This window comes from Pandoraea fibrosis (genome assembly GCF_000807775.2).
Lineage (GTDB): Bacteria > Pseudomonadota > Gammaproteobacteria > Burkholderiales > Burkholderiaceae > Pandoraea > Pandoraea fibrosis.
In genome coordinates, this window is sequence record NZ_CP047385.1 from 1,507,116 (window position 1) to 1,526,081 (window position 18,966).

The 18,966-nt window shown below is 63.8% G+C and carries 17 protein-coding genes; 5 read left to right on the forward strand and 12 right to left on the reverse strand.

What is annotated here, in order from left to right; genetic code table 11:
* Positions 1-3: 3 nt before the first annotated feature.
* Together murU and PI93_RS06735 are read right to left on the reverse strand one after the other, a co-directional pair.
* Positions 4-744, reverse strand: a complete 741-nt coding sequence (murU, locus tag PI93_RS06730) for an N-acetylmuramate alpha-1-phosphate uridylyltransferase MurU (protein ID WP_039371184.1) — start codon at positions 742-744, stop codon at positions 4-6.
* Between the two features lie 19 nt (positions 745-763).
* Complete coding sequence (locus tag PI93_RS06735) at positions 764-1,849, reverse strand: aminoglycoside phosphotransferase family protein (protein ID WP_052240705.1); 1,086 nt, start codon at positions 1,847-1,849, stop codon at positions 764-766.
* Positions 1,850-2,063: 214 nt separating this feature from the next.
* Here PI93_RS06735 and PI93_RS06740 point away from each other — a divergent pair, with 214 nt between their 5' ends.
* The 4 genes from PI93_RS06740 to rsmA are packed head-to-tail and all read left to right on the forward strand — an operon-like array spanning position 2,064 to position 7,705.
* Complete coding sequence (locus tag PI93_RS06740) at positions 2,064-4,373, forward strand: LPS-assembly protein LptD (RefSeq protein WP_052240704.1); 2,310 nt, start codon at positions 2,064-2,066, stop codon at positions 4,371-4,373.
* Complete coding sequence (locus PI93_RS06745) at positions 4,366-5,733, forward strand: peptidylprolyl isomerase (RefSeq protein ID WP_080759212.1); 1,368 nt, start codon at positions 4,366-4,368, stop codon at positions 5,731-5,733. The genes PI93_RS06740 and PI93_RS06745 overlap by 8 nt, the downstream gene beginning before the upstream one ends.
* A 42-nt stretch (positions 5,734-5,775) precedes the next feature.
* Positions 5,776-6,861, forward strand: coding sequence for a 4-hydroxythreonine-4-phosphate dehydrogenase PdxA (gene pdxA / locus PI93_RS06750; RefSeq protein WP_039371050.1), 1,086 nt, complete (start codon positions 5,776-5,778; stop codon positions 6,859-6,861).
* 10 nt (positions 6,862-6,871) lie between these two features.
* Positions 6,872-7,705 (forward strand): 16S rRNA (adenine(1518)-N(6)/adenine(1519)-N(6))-dimethyltransferase RsmA, encoded by an 834-nt coding sequence (gene rsmA / locus PI93_RS06755; RefSeq protein ID WP_039371047.1) that lies wholly within the window; start codon positions 6,872-6,874, stop codon positions 7,703-7,705.
* Here the strand turns inward: rsmA and PI93_RS06760 are convergent.
* Positions 7,680-8,570, reverse strand: coding sequence for a DMT family transporter (locus PI93_RS06760; protein ID WP_039371044.1), 891 nt, complete (start codon positions 8,568-8,570; stop codon positions 7,680-7,682). The genes rsmA and PI93_RS06760 overlap by 26 nt on opposite strands.
* 262 nt (positions 8,571-8,832) lie before the next feature.
* Here PI93_RS06760 and PI93_RS24980 point away from each other — a divergent pair, with 262 nt between their 5' ends.
* Positions 8,833-9,270, forward strand: a complete 438-nt coding sequence (locus PI93_RS24980; protein WP_080759211.1) for a rubredoxin — start codon at positions 8,833-8,835, stop codon at positions 9,268-9,270.
* 141 nt (positions 9,271-9,411) lie between these two features.
* Here the strand turns inward: PI93_RS24980 and gloA are convergent, their stop codons facing one another.
* From gloA to PI93_RS06810, 9 genes are all read right to left on the reverse strand, one after another.
* A complete protein-coding gene (gene gloA, locus PI93_RS06770) occupies positions 9,412-9,813 on the reverse strand; it encodes a lactoylglutathione lyase (RefSeq protein ID WP_039371041.1) in 402 nt (133 codons plus the stop codon).
* A gap of 118 nt (positions 9,814-9,931) precedes the next feature.
* Positions 9,932-10,873 (reverse strand): M48 family metallopeptidase, encoded by a 942-nt coding sequence (locus PI93_RS06775; protein WP_407945347.1) that lies wholly within the window; start codon positions 10,871-10,873, stop codon positions 9,932-9,934.
* A 21-nt stretch (positions 10,874-10,894) separates the two neighbouring features.
* Positions 10,895-11,680 carry a lysophospholipid acyltransferase family protein gene (locus PI93_RS06780; RefSeq protein WP_039371035.1) on the reverse strand — a complete coding sequence of 262 codons (786 nt, stop codon included), beginning with the start codon at positions 11,678-11,680 and terminating at the stop codon, positions 10,895-10,897.
* Positions 11,681-11,766: 86 nt separating this feature from the next.
* Entirely contained in the window at positions 11,767-12,360 is a 594-nt protein-coding gene (gene gmhB, locus PI93_RS06785; RefSeq protein WP_052240703.1) for a D-glycero-beta-D-manno-heptose 1,7-bisphosphate 7-phosphatase, read from the reverse strand.
* 31 nt (positions 12,361-12,391) lie between these two features.
* Positions 12,392-14,518: a glycine--tRNA ligase subunit beta gene (gene glyS, locus PI93_RS06790; RefSeq protein WP_039371034.1), complete on the reverse strand. Its 2,127-nt coding sequence runs from the start codon at positions 14,516-14,518 to the stop codon at positions 12,392-12,394.
* Positions 14,515-15,453 (reverse strand): glycine--tRNA ligase subunit alpha, encoded by a 939-nt coding sequence (glyQ, locus tag PI93_RS06795; protein ID WP_039371170.1) that lies wholly within the window; start codon positions 15,451-15,453, stop codon positions 14,515-14,517. Before glyQ ends, glyS begins: the two co-directional genes overlap by 4 nt.
* Positions 15,454-15,649: 196 nt before the next feature.
* The gene (lnt, locus tag PI93_RS06800; RefSeq protein ID WP_052240702.1) at positions 15,650-17,206 is read right to left on the reverse strand and encodes an apolipoprotein N-acyltransferase; all 1,557 of its coding nucleotides are present in this window, start codon (positions 17,204-17,206) and stop codon (positions 15,650-15,652) included.
* Positions 17,207-17,221: 15 nt separating this feature from the next.
* Positions 17,222-18,097, reverse strand: a complete 876-nt coding sequence (locus PI93_RS06805) for an HlyC/CorC family transporter (protein ID WP_039371032.1) — start codon at positions 18,095-18,097, stop codon at positions 17,222-17,224.
* 173 nt (positions 18,098-18,270) lie between these two features.
* Positions 18,271-18,957 (reverse strand): gamma-glutamylcyclotransferase, encoded by a 687-nt coding sequence (locus tag PI93_RS06810; protein WP_052240701.1) that lies wholly within the window; start codon positions 18,955-18,957, stop codon positions 18,271-18,273.
* Between the last annotated feature and the right edge of the window lie 9 nt (positions 18,958-18,966).

An 18,966-nucleotide genomic window follows, 5' to 3' on the forward strand; every position in this document is an offset into this window, starting at 1 on the left:
TGTTCAGGCGATTCTACTGCCGGGGGCGAGGTCGTGCCGTGCGCGCACTTCGGTGTCCAGTGCGGCGAGCTGCGCCGGCGTGCCGACGTTTTCCCAAATACCGTCGAACCGTTCGCCGCTTGCCTGGCCGGCGGCGATCGAGCGTTGATACAGCGGCGTGAGCGCCATGCGCGTGCCGGAGGCAATGCCGTCGAACAGACGCAGGTCGTACAGTGCAATGCTGCCGAACGTCAGCGACTCGGCCGACGCGGGGGCTGCCGCTGGCAAGTGCAGACGGCCTGTCTCGTCGAGCGCGAAGTCGCCTTTCGGGTGAAACGGCGGGTTCGGCACCATGACCAGATGCATTTGCGGCTCGGCCTGCGCCGCCATGCGCGTCGCGTGCGGGCGCAGCGTGGCGAAGTCGAACGACGTGAAGACATCGCCTGCAATGGCCAGAAACACGTTCCCGGCGCCTTCCAGCAATGTCCGCGCTTTCGCGATCCCGCCTGCCGTCTCGAGCGCCTCGGTCTCGGCCGAATAGGCGAGCCGCACGCCGAACGCGCTGCCGTCGCCAAGCGCGGCTTCGATCTGCGCACCCAACCAGGCGTGATTGATGACGATATCCCTGAAGCCCGCCCGTGCGAGCGCTTCGATCTGCCAGACGATGATCGGCTTGCCGCCAACGCTCAGTAGCGGCTTCGGTGTAACGTCGGTGAGCGGACGCATGCGCTCGCCGCGTCCGGCTGCGAAGATCATCGCCCTCATGGCGGTCATGCGGCGCGCCTCAGAACGTATAGCCGACGTCGACCTGCTGGCCGGTCAGCTCGTCGAGCAGTTTGGCCAACGGGCGCAAGGGCGCATAACGATCGGCGACCTTGCGGGCGTACTCGATGAAACGCGGCGTGTCGGCCAGATAGCGCGGCTTGCCGTCGCGATAGTTGATGCGCGCGAAAATGCCGAGCACCTTCAGGTGACGTTGCAGCCCCATCCATTCGGCCTGACGATAGAACTCGCCGAAGTCGGCGTCGACCGGCAGACCAGCTTTGCGTGCACGTTCCCAGTAATACGCCAGCCAGTCGAGTTGGCGTTCTTCGTCCCAACTGAGGAACGCGTCGCGCATGAGCGAGATGACGTCGTAGGTGAGCGGTCCGTAGACGGCATCCTGAAAGTCCAGAATGCCGGGCCCTGTCGTGCCCGGCAGACCCGGCATCAGATTGCGCGGCATGTAGTCGCGGTGCACGAACACCTTCGGTTGGGCGAGCGCACTGTCGATGAGCAGTTGATTGATGCGATCGAGGGTGGCCCGCTGGTCGGCGTTCAGTTCGAATTTCAGATGCTTGCCGACGTACCAGTCGGGGAACAGATCGAGTTCGCGCTGGAGCAGCGCCGTGTCGTAAGCGGGCAGGACTTCCGGGCGCGAGCTTTTCTGCCAGACGATCAGCGCATCGAGGGCGGCACGCATGAGCGCTCGCGCGTTCTCCTCGTTGATCACGTCGAGATATGTCTCGTGTCCGAGGTCCGTGAGCAGCAGAAAACCCTGCGCAAGATCTTCTGCCAGCACCTTTGGCGCTTGCAAGCCCGCTTCGTCGAGCAATTGCGCGACGTGAACGAACGGGCGGCAATCTTCCTGCGGCGGCGGCGCGTCCATCACGATCAGGCTCGGATGGGCGGGGTCGTGACTGCCAATGCGGAAGTAACGCCGGAAGCTGGCGTCGGCCGATGCCGGGGCCCATTGCGTCATGTCGAGCGCAAACGGTTCGGCGACGCTGGCGAGCCAGTCGCTGAGGGCTTTCAGGCGGGGATCGGCGGCGTCGGAGCGCGCGTGGGAAGCGTTGGAAACACTCGCGGCGGCAATGGGGTGTGCGGTCATGATGGGGGCGGTAAACGTCTTGCCATATAATACCCGATCATGTTTTCCCGACACCCTGATTCTCGACCTCGATCGACCGTCCCGAATGTCCCGGTAAAGCCGAGCCGACATACGAGATTGGCTGCCCGCAAGCGGCGCCACGATTGTCACGCTGTTTGCGTACATGCCGGATAAACAAGTCCATACGAATGAAGTTTCTTCGCTGCGTCGCCTGATGCGTACGCGGCGCAAGCCGCTGGCACTCCTGCTCTCCCTTCCGGGGGTGTGGTGTTCGCTCGCCGGCGCGCAGGAAGCCCCCCCTCCCGATATCGCCAAGAGCGACGGTCTCGTGCTGCGCACGGTGCCGGCGCTTGTCGACAACCCGTTGGGTGCCGGTGAAGACGTGCCGATGTACGTGCGCGGCATGCACCTGACCGGCCGGACCAACGTGGATGCGACGGTCGATGGCGACGCCGAGGCGCGCAAGTACCGCCAGTTCGTGAAGGGCGACCGCCTGACGTACGACCAGGACTCGGATGAAGTCGTGGCGAGGGGGAATGCACACCTTTCCCAGGGCGGAAATCTGTTCGTGGGCCCCGAGGCCCATATGTATACCGGTGCAGGCGACGGTTACATGCTGACGCCGACCTATCGGCTCGTGTCGGGTGGCGGTGGCAAGTCGGAACGGGCGGACATCGAGGCGAACAACGTCATCACGATGCAACGGGGCACGTATTCGGGGTGCGCCTGTACGGAAGAGGGGCAGACGCCGGCCTGGTATATCAAGGCATCCGAGTTCGAGTTCGATCAGGAACAGCAGGAAGGCACGGCGTACAACGGCATTCTGTTCTTTCAGGGCGTTCCGATTTTCGCCAGCCCTTATATGTCTTTCCCGACGTCGAGTGAACGTCGTTCAGGCTTTTTGCCGCCGACCTTCACACAGTCAAGTCGTACTGGCTTCGAACTGGCGACACCGTATTACTTCAATATCGCGCCGAACCGGGACCTGACGCTCACGCCCCGCTTCATGACCAAGCGCGGTGTGATGCTCATGGGGGATTTCCGTTACCTTGAGCCGACGTATTCAGGGTTGTTCCACCTTGAGTATCTGCCGAAGGATCGGGTGACTGGCGACGCGCGCTACACCTTCACGTGGCAGCATAGCCAGTCGCTTGGCTACGGCGTTAACGCCTACGTCAACTTCACGAAGGTTTCGGACGACACGTATCCGGACGATTTCGGCGCTGGCTATAATTTTCAAAGCGGCGTGCAGCGCGTGTACAACCGCGAAGCCGGGTTGACCTGGAGTTATGGGGACTGGTCGTTCCTTGCCCGGGTATTGAAGTATCAGACGCTTGCACCAAGTGCGCCTCAATACGAGTCGGTGCCGGAATTATCTGCGACGTACAACAAGGCAGATTTCCACGGTTTCGATTTCACGATGCCGATTCGGTACAACCGGTTCCAGATTGCATCGTGGACCGGCCAGCCGAATGGCGAACGGCTCTATGCCCAGCCGACGTTGAGCTACCCGATCCTGACGCCGGGCTACTTTGTTATCCCGAAGGTCATCTTTAATGCGGCTTCGTACAACATCGATTACCCGAATGGATCGACGATGCAGTCGTCGATCACGCGGACGGTGCCGACTGTCAGCCTTGATACCGGGCTGACCTTCGAGCGCTCGTTGAACCTGTTCGGCACGGCAATGCGCCAGACGTTGGAACCTCGCCTGTTCTACGTCTACACTCCGTACCGCAATCAGAGTTCGATCCCGATCTTCGATAGCGCGGTGTCCGACTTCAACCTTGCGGAAATCTTCAGCGAGAACTCGTTCATCGGCGTGGACCGGATTCAGGATGCCAATCGCATCACGATGGCACTGACGTCGCGTTTGATCGATGAGGACTCCGGGGTGGAGCGCGGCCGCGTCTGGTACGCGCAGCGATACAACATTCAGCAGTCGCGGGTGACGATGCCGGGCGGCGTGCCGGAAGACGCCGGCGTGTCCGACTTCCTGGTGGGAGGATCGGCCCTGCTGTACAGCAACCTGACGTTCACAACCAACGTGCAGTACAGCCCGAGCACGTCGCAATTCAACCGGTCGGATGTGGGTTTCACATGGCGCCCGGGCGAGCGCCGGGTGTTCAACCTGTATTACCGTTATCTGCGCAATCCCCCGCCGGTCGTGGGACAAACCGCATTGACGGTCACGCCGATCAATCAGGTCGAACTTTCCGGACAATGGCCGATCACACCGCGTCTCGGGATTGTCGGGCGTCTGAACTACAGCATCACCGACAAGACGTTCATCGATGCCCTGGCGGGTTTCGAGTATGATGCCGACTGCTGGGCCTTCCGGGTGGGGCTGCAGCGCTACGCGACCAATGCCACCACGACGACTTCGCGCATCTTCGCGCAGTTGGAGTTGAAGGGCTTGACCAAGTCCGGCACCGCGGCCACAGAAGCCTTCAAGGTCGGCGTGCCGGGTTATCAACCGCCGCCGACGAACCAGATTCCTTCTCGATTCAGCAACTATGAATGACATGTTTGTGAAGCGTGCCTCGCTGCTGGCGAGCCTGTGTCTCGCCGCTGGGGTGGCGGTGGCTCAGCCGGCGCCGGTCAGTGCCAAAGCCGCCGGCGCACCTGCGTCGTCCGCGCGTGCGGTCGATTCCATCGTGGCCGTGGTCAACGACAGCGTGATCACGCGCAAGGAACTCGACACGCGGATCGAGGAGGCCAAGCACCAACTCACGCTCGCCAAGCGACCGATCCCGGACGCCGACATGCTGCAGCGTCAGGTGCTCGAACAAATGATCGTCACGCAGGTACAACTCCAGCGCGCGAAGGAAGACGGCATCGTCGTGAAAGACGCCGACGTCGAGCAGGCGTTGCAACGCATTGCCGCCGACAACCGTTTGAGCGTCGATCAGTACAAGGCACGCCTGTCGCAGGCAGGGGTGCCGTGGGATGCTTTCCGTAAGGAAGTCCGCGAACAGATCATTCTGGCGCGTCTGCGCGACCGCGAAGTCGACAGCCAGGTGCAGGTCAGCGACTCGGAAGTCAATACCTTCCTGGCGGCACAGCGCGGCGCGACGGCCACGCCGTCCTCCACGGAATACCGTCTGAGCGAAATTCTGGTGAAACTGCCCGACGGCGCGACGCCCGATCAGGTCAGCGCCGCACAGAAGAAGGCCAACGAGGCGCTGGACAAGGCAAAGGCCGGCGGGGACTTCGCTGAGCTGGCGAAGCAGTATTCCGACGCGTCGGATGCCGCGAATGGTGGCGACATGGGCTTTCGCATTCCCGAACGCATTCCCGATCTGTACCTGAATCAGGTGCAGAAGCTGCAGCCTGGCACGGTGGTGCCGCAGGTGCTGCGCAGCAACAACGGTTTTCACGTCGTCAAGCTGATCGAGACCCGCAAGCAAGGTGGCGATCAGGGCATGACGGTGCCGCAAATCCACGCCCGTCACATCCTGATTCGCGTGGGTGACGGTGTGTCGGAAGCGCAGGCACGTCAGAAGCTGCTCGACATCAAGGCGAAGATCGAATCGGGCAAGGGCGATTTCGCCGACTTCGCCCGGCAGTTCTCGGTGGACGGATCGGCGTCGCAGGGCGGCGATCTTGGCTGGATCTCGCCGGGCGAGACCGTGCCGGCGTTCGAGCGCGCCATGTCCGAACTCAAGGACGGCCAGATCAGCGATCCGGTGCGCTCGGAGTACGGCTATCACCTGATTCAGGTGCTGGGTCACCGCGAGTCGCAGGTCTCGGGCGATCAGGAGCGCAATCTCGCGATGCAGGAACTGCGTGGCCGCAAGGCAGAGCAGCAATATCGCGACTGGTTGCAGCAACTGCGCGACAGCGCTTACGTCGACTATCGTCTGAGCAGCGCGCAGCAGTAAGCGCCGCGTGAGACGTTTCGCCACCTCCGACCCCTTCCAGGCATGACTCCCGACCGGTCCTTCGTCCTCGCCATCACCACGGGTGAACCGGCGGGCGTCGGGCCGGAACTGACCGTGCAGGCGCTCGTGCAGTGCCTGTCCGCCCCGGACGCCGCCGCCGGCACTCCCTTCGACGTTTCCCTTGCGCTTTCCCGCTGCCGGTTCGCCGTGCTGGGCGATGCCTCGTTGCTCGCCGAGCGTGCGCAGGCGGTCGGGTTGGGCGATGCGTGGCAGACGTTGTTGGCGGGCGATCGCGTGCGTGTCGTGCACCACGCGCTCGCGGTCGCGGCACAGCCGGGGCAACTCGATGCCGCCAACGGCCGCTACGTGCTGGACCTGCTCGACGACGCCATCGACGGTGCGCTGGCAGGCACCTACGACGCCATCGTTACCGCACCGCTGCAAAAGAGCACGATCAACGACTGCGGCGTGGCTTTTACCGGCCACACCGAATACCTCGCCGAGCGCACCGGCACGCCACGCGTCGTCATGATGCTGGCGGGCGGCGGATTGCGCGTGGCGCTGGCAACGACACATCTACCGCTCGCGCAGGTTCCCGGGGCGATTCGTCGCGACGATCTGCTGCAAACGCTCATCATCCTCAATCAGGATCTGATGATGCATTTCGGCGTGAAACGTCCGCGCATTCTCGTGACGGGGCTCAACCCGCATGCTGGCGAGTCGGGCTACCTGGGCCGCGAGGAAATCGATGTCATTTCCCCTGCGCTCGACGATGCGCGTGCCGCCGGCATCGACGCCCGTGGCCCGTATCCGGCCGACACGCTGTTCCAGCCGAGGCATCTTGAAGGGGCCGACGCAGTTCTCGCGATGTACCACGACCAGGGACTGCCGGTCCTCAAATACGCGAGCTTCGGTGCCGGCGTGAATATCACGCTCGGTCTGCCGATCATCCGAACGTCGGTCGATCACGGCACCGCGCTCGATCTCGCCGGCACGGGGCAAGCCGAGAGTGGTAGCCTGCTCGAAGCCTTGCGCACGGCAGCCATCATGGCGGCCAACGCCGCAACACACGCACAATTGACGGCCGGCACGACCGGCGGTCCGGACGCCGTACCACCGCGTTCATAAGGAATTTCACATGAGTAGCGCATCGAAGCGCACGGGCGTCCAACAGGGCCACGTGGCGCGCAAACGTTTTGGTCAGAATTTTCTCGTCGACATGGGCGTCATCGACGCGATCGTGAGCGCCATTTCACCGCGCACCGACGACCTCATGGTCGAAATCGGGCCGGGACTGGGCGCGCTGACGACGCCGCTGACCGAATGGCTTGCTCATCTTCACGTCGTCGAACTCGACCGCGATCTGGTCGGGCGCCTCTCGCGCAAGTTCGGCGAGCGCGTGAGCGTGCATGCGGGCGATGCGCTCGACTTCGACTTCGGCTCGCTTGTTTCGGAAGACCGCCGTGACGAAGCGCCGCTGCGCGTTGTTGGCAATCTGCCGTACAACATCTCCAGCCCGCTGCTCTTTCACCTGATGCGCTACGCAACGCTGGTGCGCGATCAGCACTTCATGCTTCAGAACGAAGTGGTCGAGCGCATGGTGGCACCTGCGGGGTCGAGCAACTACAGCCGGCTCTCCGTCATGCTCCAGTATCGCTACTGGATGGACAAGGTGCTCGACGTGCCGCCCGACGCATTCAACCCACCACCGAAAGTCGATTCCGCTGTCGTGCGAATGATTCCACGTGCGGTGGCCGATCTGCCGCAAGTCGACCTGGATGTGTTCGAAGCCGTGGTCGCGCAAGCCTTCTCGCAACGCCGGAAAATGCTGCGCAACACGCTGAACAGTTATCGCGACCGGGTCGATTTCGACGCGCTCGGGTTCGATCTCACCCGCCGCGCCGAAGATGTGCCGGTCGACGAATACGTGAGCCTGTCGCGCGCGATCAGCGGCGCCGGTTCACAAGGCTGATCCCGGCGAACACGAGAGCGACGGCGCATCCGAAGCGCCAGCCGACGGATTCGCCGAGAATCAGCACGCCGAACGTCACACCGAAGAGCGGGCTCAGGAACGAGAACGACGCGAGGCGGGCGGCGCTGTAGTGGGTAAGCAGCCAGAACCAGATCAGATAGCTCGCGAAAGCTACGCCGATGGACTGATAGACGAGGCTGACCCACGTCGTGGTCGTCATCGGGGCGATGTGTACGTTGCCCGTCACCAGCGCCAGCGCGCATAGCAATACGGCCGAGACGGCCAGTTGATAGAGCAGTGTCTTCGATGGCGCGGCCGTCGCGAGTCGCGACGCGCGCACCACCACCGTCGTCAATCCCCAGAACAGCCCCGCCAGAATCCCGAGCAGGTCGCCCGGCCAGGTCGTCGCAAGGTCCGAACCGCTGCCGTCGGAGAACGCCACCACGATGCCGCAGAAGGCGATCGCCATGCCCAGCCATTGCATCGTGCGCAAGCGCTCGCTGGGCACTGTCCAGTGCAGGCCGATGGCGGTGAAGCACGGGGCAGTGTAGAGGAAGACCGCCATGCGCGAGGCGGTCGTGTGCGTCAGTCCGACGAAAATGCAGAGGAATTCCAGCGAAAAAAGTACGCCGGCGAGAATGCCGGCGGGCAGCGTGCCGTCGCCCGTCATCAGTTTCTGACGGCGCCACAGCATCCAGCCGCCCACGAGTACCGTGGCGACCATGGAGCGCAAACCCGCCTGCAATACCGCCGGAACCACGGGCACGGCCAGTTTGACGGCAACTTGCTGGCCGCCCCATATGGTGCACAGAACCAGCATGATGGCGAGCGCGGTGGCATCGATCGGACGCGGCGTGGTTTTCATGGCATTGGTTAGGATGGCGATGTAATGTGAGTGCAGTGCGCAATGCCGGTCATTGTCACCGATCCCGCTGCCGTCAGCCTCATTCTGGTGCAGGCAGCATGGGTAATCCGGCACCTATTGTTTCGTCGTTCGGCACAATGTCTCCCCGTTTCAAGGGTTTATTGCGCCGGAGTGCACCGATACAATGCTTCGCGAGCCGTGACGCGGCTTGCGTCGTATCCGTGTCTGCTCACCCCCGTCGTCATTCATTGCTGTCTCTCGTATGTATAAGAAAGGCTCTGCCGTCGAACTTCAGTTCTCCCCGTCGCGACTCAACGACGGGGCGGGTGATCCGTACTGGATCGATCTCACTCGCGACGAGGCGCAGGCGTTGCTTGCGGCCCTGCAATCGCATCTGAGCCGTGCGCAGCACGATGCTTCGGGCACGGAATCGCCGCTGGTGTTCACGTTGACCGATCCGGGGGCGCTGCCGAAGACCGATGGCATTCTGGGTGACGATGCCGCTCTCGCGCCGTCCGGGGAGCACGCGGGGGCGTCGCGGCAATGGGTCTGCGTGATCTGTGGCTGGATTTACGACGAGGCGCAGGGCTATCCCGAAGACGGCATTGCGCCGGGAACTCGCTGGGAAGACGTGCCGGAAGACTGGCGTTGCCCGCTGTGCGACGTGGGCAAGGAGGATTTTGCGATGGTGGAGTTCTGACGTCTTGAATGCGTCACGCCGGTTTGCAAGAGAGAAACCGGCGCGACGTTGACCTCTCTGCGGTGCGACCGCTGCCAAAGCATGGCCACCACCTCAGGACGCCGGGCCAAACGGATCCGGCGTGTTGGCAGACCGGCAGACTTACAGACCGCCCTTGGCCGAGTGCTTCTGGATCAGTTCGATCTTGTAGCCGTCCGGATCTTCCACGAAGGCGATGACCGTGGTGCCGCCCTTGACGGGGCCGGCTTCGCGACTGACCTTGCCGCCGGCAGCACGGATCGTGTCGCAGGCTTGGTAGGCATCGTCCACTTCGACGGCCAGATGACCGAACGCGGTGCCGATTTCGTACTTTTCCACACCCCAGTTATAAGTCAGCTCGAGCACGGTGTTTTCCGACTCGGCGCCGTAGCCGACGAAAGCCAGCGTGTACTTGTATTCAGGATTCTCGCTCTGACGCAGCAGTTGCATGCCGAGCACGCGCGTGTAGAAATCGATCGAGCGCTGCAGGTCGCCGACGCGCAGCATGGTATGGAGCATTCGCATGGTGTTTTAACGTGTGGGGACAACGAGACCTCGATTGTACCCGCGTCCATGAAAATGAGCCGCGTTCATGCAGCGTTGAATAATTCCGATTATCCAGGGCGGCATTCGCTCAGAACGCTCAGAATTCCGGCAACCACTCCGGTGCGTGCGACTTGAGCGTATCGCGCGCGGCTTCGAATTCCGGAAAGATCGACGCCACGGCCTGCCAGAAGCGGGGCCCGTGGTTCATTTCCTTCAGATGCGCCAATTCGTGCGCGACCACGTAATCGATCACGCCCAGCGGGAAGTGGATCAGCCGCCAGTTCAGGCGGATACGCCCATCTGCGCTGCAACTGCCCCAGCGGGTCGATGCCGACGATAGTCCCAGCGCCGTGTAGCGCACGCCAAGCCGCTCGCCGTAGACTTCCAGCCGGGTCGTGAAGAGCTTGCGCGCTTCCTGCTGCAACCAGCCTTGCACGCGGTCTCGCATTTGCTCCGGCGCGGCCTGCGGCGGCAGATCGAGCCACAGTGTGTGGGTATGGATGTCGTATTGCGCGGCGCCCGGGCGCTCGCCGAGTCGCACCGTCAGCGTGTGCCCGAGGTAAGGCAGCGTGGCGCCGTCGACCCAGGTCACGCGTGGCACGACACGACGTGCCGCGCGCTCGCGAAACTCGGCGATCTTGTTGAAGATCCAGCGCTTCTTCTCGACGATGGCCGCTTCCACATCGGCGAGCGTGACCCAGCGCGGGGCGGTCACGGCAAGTCCCGATTCGTCGATCATGAAGCCGATGGTGCGGCGCGAGGACCGCTTGAAACGGTAATAGATCGCATGCCCATCGAGCACGATCACGCGCTCGCCGTTGGCAGGCGTTCTGCGCGGACCGGAGGCACCTGGCGGAGCGGTTTGCAGTGTATTCGTGTCGGCAGCAGACGGACTCAGCGCAGCGGACGGGCCGGGCGCGTCGGTGGCCACGCCATTGGCTTCGGCGGCGGGATTGCCGAACAGGTCGAGTTCCATCTGGGGAGCAGGCGTCTCATGCCGGGAGCGGGTGTCGCGGGTAGCGGGTTGGACTTTCGACATGAGACAGTCTCGGCGTGCGGATCAGGTCCGTGGTGAAGCGTCTGGCTTGTCGGACGAGTGCGGTGTGCTCGCCACAGGCTTCGACGTGTAGGCGTCCGGGTCGATGCGTATCATTTCGCGCTCGATCCATTCGGCCACTTCGGCATTGACGGCTTCGGCCGTGCGGCCTTCCGTTTCAATGACCGGCCCGATCGAGACGATCACTTCGCCCGGGAATTTCTTGAATGAGTTGCGCGGCCAGACACGTCCGGCATTGTGCGCGATGGGGACCACCGGCGCACCGGTCGTGGTCGCGAGCCGGGCGCCGCCCGACTTGTACTTGTTGCGCGAGCCGGTCTTTGTGCGCGTGCCTTCGGGGAACATGATGATCCACGATCCCTCGGCCAGACGCTCGCGACCTTGCGCGACGACCGATTGGAAGGCGTCGGTGCCCTTGCTGCGATTGATGTGAATCATGCTGAGCAGGCCGAGCGCCCAACCGAAGAACGGCACATAGAGCAACTCGCGCTTGAATACGTAGCACAGCGGGCGCGGCATGAGCGCGGGCAGCGCGACCGTCTCCCAGGCCGACTGATGCTTCGACAGAATGATCGCGGGGCGCTCCGGCAGATTCTCCCAGCCGATGACGCGGTAACGCATGCCGCACAGCTTGTCGGCCACACGGATCACGACCTTGCACCAGCCCACCGCGAACCAGTAGCGCTGCACGCGCGAGAGGAACGGGAACGACAGGATGCACGCAATGGCATACGGAATCGTCCAGACAATCTGGAAGATGAAGAACAGAATCGAACGAAATTGCAGCATCGGGTCTTGGCCTGGGGTGGGGTGCCGGAGCGATTGTCCTACGCGTTTGAACGCGCGTCCTGGGTCATGTGGCGGGCGATGGCCACTTACACGCTCTTGGCGTCCTCTTCGGCGAGCAAGTCGTTCACGAAGGCTTGCAGACTGTCGTGAACACGCGTGCCTTCGGGCAGGTTACCCGCGGCCAGCGTTTTCTTGCCCTTGCCTGTGAGTACCAGATGCGGCTTGGCGCCCACGGCTGCGGCAGCCTGCAAATCGCGCAGCGAATCACCGACCGCCGGCACGCCGGTCAGGTCGGTTTCATAGCGGCGCGCGATTTCCTGAAACATGCCGGGCTTCGGCTTGCGGCAGTCGCAAGCGTCGGCAGCGGTGTGCGGGCAGAAGAACACGGCGTCGATGCGTCCGCCGGCGGCCGCCGCCAGCTTCGACATCTTCGCGTGCATGGCGCCGAGCGTCGCCATGTCGAACAGCCCGCGTCCGACACCCGACTGGTTCGTCGCCACGACGACCCGGTAGCCGGCCTGATTGAGACGGCCGATCGCTTCGAGGCTGCCGGGCAGCGGCACCCACTCCTCCTTCGACTTGATGAACTGATCCGAGTCGACGTTGATGACGCCGTCCCGATCGAGAATCACGAGCTTGCGGGCGGCGGGGCCGGGGGTGCGATCTTTGCGCGAATCCATGGCGACTGGCTTCCGGGACATTGAGCCGCGATCAGGCGGCGAGCTTCGAGAGATCGGCCACGCGGTTCATCTGCACATGCAGATGCCAGAGCAGCGCGAGACGATTGTTGCGCAGTCCCTCGTCCTCCGCCATCACCATCACGTCGTTGAAGAACGCGTCGACCGCGTCGCGCAGTTCGGCCAGCGCCGAGAGGGCTTGCGCGTACTCGCGCGCGGCGAACTTTTGCTCCACGACAGGGGCCACCTTCTCGAGCGCAGCGGCGAGCGACTTCTCGGCCGGCTCCATCAGCAGGGTCGGCACGATCACGCCATCGGGCGGCGGCGCTGTCTTCTTCAGGATGTTGCCGATGCGCTTGTTCGCCGCTGCGAGCGCTTCGGCCTGCGGCAGTGCCGAGAAGGCGCGCACGGCTTCCAGACGCTCGATCAGATCGCTCAGATCCAGATACATCGACGGCGACACCAGCACGGCCTCGATCTCGTTGGCGGCGTAGCCACGCTCACGCAGATAGCCGCGCAGACGGTCGAGCACGAACTGGTAGACGTCGGTCAGGTATTCGGGACCGGCAACGCCCGTCGTGAATTGCTGATAGGTGACGTTGAGCAAATCGGACAGCATCACCGGCAGGCGGCGCTCGATGAGCATGCGCACGATACCCAGCGCATGACGGCGCAACGCGAACGGGTCTTTTTCACCCGTCGGTTGCAGGCCGATGCCCCAGATACCGACGAGCGTTTCGAGCTTGTCGGCCAGTGCCACCACCGTGCCGGTCTGACTGCCGGGCAATGCGTCGCCGGCGAAGCGCGGCTGATAGTGCTCCGAGCAGGCACGGGCGACCTCGTCGGCTTCACCGTCGTGGCGCGCGTAGTACGTGCCCATCGTGCCTTGCAGTTCCGGGAACTCGCCGACCATGTCGGTCAGCAGGTCGGCCTTGGCCAGCAGGGCGCCGCGCTCGGCCAGCGTCACACCGTTGTCGTCTGCGCCGATCATCTGCGCAATGGCACCGGCCAGCTTCACCAGACGCTGCGTGCGCTCGAACTGCGAGCCCAGCTTGTTGTGATAAACGACGTTCGCGAGCAGCGGCACACGATCCGCGAGCGGCTTCTTCTTGTCCTGCTCGAAGAAGAACTTCGCATCGGCAAGACGCGGGCGTACCACGCGCTCGTTGCCCGTCACGATCTGTTCGGGGTGAGCGGTCTCGATATTGGAGACGATCAGGAAGCGGTTCGTCAGACGGCCGCCCTCGGCGAGCGGCTTGTCGGTCAGCGCGAAGTACTTCTGGTTCGTCTGCATCGTGAGAATCAGACATTCCTGCGGAACCGCCAGGAATTCCTTCTCGAAGTGGCAGGCGTAGACGGCGGGCCATTCGACGAGTGCGGTCACTTCGTCGAGCAACGCGTCGGGCATAACCACATGGTCGTTGCCTGCGGCGGCGAGCAATTGCGTGCGGATCGCGTCACGGCGACCCGCGAAGCTCGCCAGCACTTTGCCTTCGGTTTCGAGAACGGCAGCATAGGCGTCGGCATGGGCGACGGTGACTTCGCCCTTCGACAGGAAGCGGTGACCCAGCGTCTTGTTGCCCGAGGTCAGGCCAATGGCCGTGGCAGGCACGCGCGTGTCGCCGTGCAGGGCGATCAGACCATGCACCGGGCGCACGAACTGGACCGTCTCGCCGTCCGGGCGCTGATAGCTCATGACCTTCGGGATCGGCAGCTTGCCGAGCGTTTCGTCCAGTGCGGCTTGCAGGGCGTCGGCCAGTTGCGCGCCCGCAGCGGTGTACGTGTGGAAGAAGGCTTCGGCCTTGCCGTCCATCGCGCGCTCCAGGCTGGCGACCGACAGGTCGGCGAAGCCCATCGCAGCGAGTTTCTTTGCGAGCGGCGGCGTTGGATTGCCGTTGGCGTCGAGAGCGACGGACACGGGCAGCACCTTCGCGCGGATCGTGGCGTCCGGGGCGCGCTCGAGCACGTTCGAGATCGTGACGGCCAGGCGGCGCGGCGTGGCGTATGGCGTGACGACGCTGGCGTCGGTGGTCAGGCCGCGCGTGCGCAGGCCGTTGGCAATGCCGTCGGCGAACGCGTCGCCCAGACGCGCCAGCGCCTTCGGAGGCAGTTCTTCGGTCAGCAGTTCGACCAGCAGGGTGCGTTGTGCGGTGCTCATCATGCGGCTTGCGTTTGGGTTTGGGCGGCAGGGGCGTTCAGCATCGGGAAGCCGAGCTTCTCGCGCGACGCGTAGTAGGCCTGTGCGATCAGACGCGACAGCGCGCGGATACGGCCGATGTACGCGGCACGTTCGGTCACCGAGATGGCACCGCGCGCGTCGAGCAGGTTGAAGGTGTGTGCGGCCTTGAGAATCATCTCGTAGGCGGGCAACGCCAGTTCGGCTTCGATGAGGCGCTTGGCTTCGCTCTCGTAGTTGTCGAAGAAGCTGAACAACATCGGCTGGTTCGAATGCTCGAAGTTGTACGTCGACTGCTCGACTTCGTTCTGATGGAACACGTCGCCATAGGTCAGGCGGCGCTTGACCGGGCCGTCGGCGGTTTGCTCTTCCCACTCCGTCCACACGAGGTCGTAGACATTCTCGACCTGTTGCAGATACATGGCCAGACGCTCGATGCCGTAGGTGATTTCGCCGAGCACCGGCTTGCAATCGAGACCGCCGACTTGCTGGAAGTAGGTGAACTGGGTGACTTCCATGCCGTTCAACCACACTTCCCAGCCCAGCCCCCAGGCGCCGAGCGTGGGGTTTTCCCAGTCGTCTTCCACGAAGCGCACGTCGTTCTCGGTCAGATCGAGGCCGAGCGCGCGCAGCGAACCCAGGTACAGGTCGAGAATGTTCTCCGGTGCCGGCTTGAGCACCACCTGATACTGGTAGTAATGCTGCATGCGGTTGGGATTCTCACCGTAACGGCCATCCTTGGGACGGCGCGACGGCTGCACATAGGCGGCGCGCCACGGCTCGGGGCCGATCGCGCGCAGGAACGTGGCAGTGTGCGAGGTACCGGCGCCGACCTCCATGTCGTAAGGCTGGAGCAACGCACAGCCTTGCTTGTCCCAGTAATCCTGCAAAGTCAGGATGACTTGTTGAAAGGTAAGCATGATGAATTCGCGCGGACGAACAGGAAAAAATGCGGATTTTGCGCAGCTTGCCGACCCGGCCGCGAGCGCGGCCGACAAACTAAAACGTTGAATTTTAGCGGGAATTCGACCCGAATGGGGCGTCACTGCCCATTGGGTGGTGCGACAGGGGGAATTTCACGTCCCCCTGCGTCGTTTCGATGATGCCCGCCGAGTCTTAGCGCGAGCGGCGGGTCATTGCCAGACCGAGGCCCAGTGCGATGAGCGCCAGCACCAGTGCAGGCGTATTGCCGAAGCGAACATACGGCGTGAGGCCGCTGTACGGCTGGACGTTGCCGGTGAGCGCACCCGTGGTCATCGCCGGCAGACGGCCCTGCACACGGCCGTGCGCATCGATGATCGCCGTGGCGCCGGTGTTCGTCGCCCGCAACATGGGACGCCCCGTCTCCAGTGTGCGCATGCGTGCGATCTGCAAATGCTGATCCAGCGCGATGGTGTCGCCGAACCACGCGAGGTTCGTGGAGTTGGCGAGCACCGTGGCCGGCGCCGGCATATTGCGCAGCGCCTGCGCGATCTCCTCGCCGAACAAATCTTCGTAACAGATGTCGAGCGCCACGCGCTGATCGCGAATCGCGAAGCCGCTCGGCGTGGCGGTTCCCCGCAGGAAATCGCCCAGCGGGATGTGCATCATGTCGACGAACCAGCGGAAGCCCCACGGGACGAATTCGCCGAAAGGCACGAGGTGATGCTTGTCGTAGCGGTACAGCGTCTGGTCACGCGGCGTGACACCGAACAGACTGTTGGTCAGGTCCGTCGGGCCACGATCGGTGAGGGTCGCGCCCACGGCGCCGAGCACCACATGCGAGCCGGTGCGATCGACGAATTCCCGGATCGGGCCGGCCACGTCGGGCGGAATGGCTTGCAGCAGCACCGGGAACGCCGTCTCCGGCGTGATGATGAGGTCGGCCGGCGCGGCCACGATCATGTCGCGATACAGCGCCATGGCGTGGTCGATCCCGGCGCGCTCGAATTTCATGTCCTGCGCGATATTGCCTTGCAGCAGCCGCACCGTGAGCGGTTTGCCCGAAGGCGTCGTCCATTCGTGGCGGGCGAGCAGGGCACCTGCACCGAGCAGCGCCAGCGTGCCGACGACGGCCGCGAAGCGTCGCATGGGGGGCGTTGTCACCGCGAAGGGCAGGACGGCGCGGGCAAGCCACGCCGCTGCGAGTGCCGCGAGTCCGCCGATGCCATAGACCCCGACGAGCGGTGCGAAGCCCGAGAGCGGGCCGTCGACATGGGCGTAGCCGGGCGACAGCCATGGAAAGCCGGTGAAGACGGTGCCGCGCAGCCATTCCGCGAGTGTCCACGCGCCGGCGAACGCGAAGGCGCGCCACGGTCCGGCGGCCGTCACCCAGCGCGTGGCGTACGCCGCCAGCGCGGGGTACAGCGCGAGATAGATCGAGAACAGGACAACCGCTGCACCGGCCATGATGGCGGGCATGCCGCCATACGTATGCATGCTGATGTAGAGCCACCAGATGCCCGATACGAACGAGGCAAGCCCGAAGCATCCGCCAAGCCAGAAGGCATCGCGACGCGAGGCGCTGCGCTCGACGAGCGCAAAGAGGCCCGCCATGGCGAGCAGTTGCAACCACCAGACGTCGCGCGGGGCGAAGGCCAGCGTCTGTGCAATACCGGCCAGACCGGCGAGCACACGGGCGCGCCAGGCCGGCCACGAGCGCCGCTCGGGCGCGTGGACGGTCATTTCCTGCATGGATCGATGGAGGGGTTACTCGGGCTGAACGGCCGGTGCCGGCTCCACGCGCCGCAACAGCAGCATGTGGACCTGACGGCCGTCGGCGCGCAGCACTTCGAACACGAGATTGCCGATGCGCATACGCTCACCACGGCGCGGCACACGGCCGAACTGGTGGGTGATCATACCGCCGATCGTGTCGTTTTCGTCATCGTGGAACTGCGTGCCGAACGCTTCGTTGAACTGCTCGATTTCGGTCAGCGCACGAATGCGATACGTTCCGTCGGGCGCGGCAATGATGTTGTCTTCTTCCTCATCGAAGTCGTATTCGTCTTCGATGTCGCCGACGATCTGCTCAAGCACGTCTTCAATGGTGATCAGACCGGCCACGCCGCCGTATTCGTCCACGACGATGGCGATGTGGTTGCGATTCACGCGGAAGTCGTGCAGCAGCACGTTCAGGCGCTTCGACTCCGGAATGAACACGGCCGGGCGCAGCATGTCGCGCACGTCGAAATCGTGATTCGCGTAGTAACGCAGCAAATCCTTGGCGAGCAGAATGCCGATGATGTTGTCGCGATTCCCCTCGTAGACCGGATAGCGCGAGTGCGCCTGTTCCAGCACGAACGGGACAAATTCTTCGGGGGTCTGTTCGATGTTGATGGCGTCCATTTGCGCGCGCGGCACCATGATGTCGCGGGCGCACAGATCGGCCACCTGGAATACGCCCTCGATCATCGCCAGGGAATCGGCGTCCATCAGGTTGCGGGCGTGAGCGTCTTGCAGAATTTCGAGCAACTCTGCGCGCGACTCCGGCTCCGGGGAGATCAGATCGGTGAGGCGTTCGAGCAGAGAGCGAGGTTTATCAGGGTTTTTTCGACCGGGTCGACTGGGATAAGGGTCGTTCATGACGGCGCGTCCAAGTTGGGCGGACGCCGAGCTGTTACAGGAAGCTAAAGGATACACCAGATGTGCGGCATCTCCGCGACAGGTCCGCAGCGTTTGCATCGTGTTTCGTTACGCGGCGCTGGTTGCAGGACGATGCTGCGGATTTCAGGACATTTCGGGGGCTTGAGTGCACATCAGCGCACACCGCAGCGGTGCAAAATCGCTTCCAGCGCCGGATCGGGCATGCCGGCCTCGCGCAGCGCCTTGACCGTCCGGGCGACGTAATCCTGTGTCGTGCCGTAGCGCCCCTGCGCCTGATCGAAGACCTTACGGATGGTCTCGTCGGGCAGGCGGCCTGCATAGCTTTTCACGTCGCGTCGCATGACGAACGCGAGGGCGGGCGCGGTGCGGCCGTCGGCGAGCGCGCAGTTCAGCCACGCGGGGCGATACGAACCCATCGCCATCTCGCGATACCAGAGCGTTTCGAGTTCGGCGCGCGCTTTGGCGGCCGAGAGCCGCAACGCCACGCCTGCACACGAGCCGCCGCGGTCGAGCGCGAGCACGAGACCCGGCTGCTCGGGCGTGCCGCGATTGACGCGCGACCACAGATACAGCCCCCGGTGATAGCCATACACGCGAGCGCGCTGGGTTTCCTCGACCGGCAGGCCGGGATTCCAGATGAGCGAGCCGTAAGCGAAGATCCACAGATCCTGATACCCGTCCCAGCCGGTAAGCGCGGCGTCGAGCGACGTCGAGAGTTCTTCCGGCGTCAGATGGCGGCCCAGTCCGATGTCGGGAGGATATTGCGTGCACCCGGGACCGCTCGACACGCTGGCCGGTGGAGTCTCGGAGGCAGTCGGGCGATCGGGGATGCGGTCCATACGATGTCG

Bases quoted from the DNA above. Each gene is read 5' to 3' on its own strand.
- murU (WP_039371184.1), bottom strand. From the start codon at position 744: ATGAGGGCGATGATCTTCGCAGCCGGACGCGGCGAGCGCATGCGTCCG.
- PI93_RS06735 (WP_052240705.1), bottom strand. From the start codon at position 1,849: ATGACCGCACACCCCATTGCCGCCGCGAGTGTTTCCAACGCTTCCCAC.
- PI93_RS06740 (WP_052240704.1), top strand. From the start codon at position 2,064: ATGCGTACGCGGCGCAAGCCGCTGGCACTCCTGCTCTCCCTTCCGGGG.
- PI93_RS06745 (WP_080759212.1), top strand. From the start codon at position 4,366: ATGAATGACATGTTTGTGAAGCGTGCCTCGCTGCTGGCGAGCCTGTGT.
- pdxA (WP_039371050.1), top strand. From the start codon at position 5,776: ATGACTCCCGACCGGTCCTTCGTCCTCGCCATCACCACGGGTGAACCG.
- rsmA (WP_039371047.1), top strand. From the start codon at position 6,872: ATGAGTAGCGCATCGAAGCGCACGGGCGTCCAACAGGGCCACGTGGCG.
- PI93_RS06760 (WP_039371044.1), bottom strand. From the start codon at position 8,570: ATGAAAACCACGCCGCGTCCGATCGATGCCACCGCGCTCGCCATCATG.
- PI93_RS24980 (WP_080759211.1), top strand. From the start codon at position 8,833: ATGTATAAGAAAGGCTCTGCCGTCGAACTTCAGTTCTCCCCGTCGCGA.
- gloA (WP_039371041.1), bottom strand. From the start codon at position 9,813: ATGCGAATGCTCCATACCATGCTGCGCGTCGGCGACCTGCAGCGCTCG.
- PI93_RS06775 (WP_407945347.1), bottom strand. From the start codon at position 10,873: ATGTCGAAAGTCCAACCCGCTACCCGCGACACCCGCTCCCGGCATGAG.
- PI93_RS06780 (WP_039371035.1), bottom strand. From the start codon at position 11,680: ATGCTGCAATTTCGTTCGATTCTGTTCTTCATCTTCCAGATTGTCTGG.
- gmhB (WP_052240703.1), bottom strand. From the start codon at position 12,360: ATGGATTCGCGCAAAGATCGCACCCCCGGCCCCGCCGCCCGCAAGCTC.
- glyS (WP_039371034.1), bottom strand. From the start codon at position 14,518: ATGATGAGCACCGCACAACGCACCCTGCTGGTCGAACTGCTGACCGAA.
- glyQ (WP_039371170.1), bottom strand. From the start codon at position 15,453: ATGCTTACCTTTCAACAAGTCATCCTGACTTTGCAGGATTACTGGGAC.
- lnt (WP_052240702.1), bottom strand. From the start codon at position 17,206: ATGCAGGAAATGACCGTCCACGCGCCCGAGCGGCGCTCGTGGCCGGCC.
- PI93_RS06805 (WP_039371032.1), bottom strand. From the start codon at position 18,097: ATGAACGACCCTTATCCCAGTCGACCCGGTCGAAAAAACCCTGATAAA.
- PI93_RS06810 (WP_052240701.1), bottom strand. From the start codon at position 18,957: ATGGACCGCATCCCCGATCGCCCGACTGCCTCCGAGACTCCACCGGCC.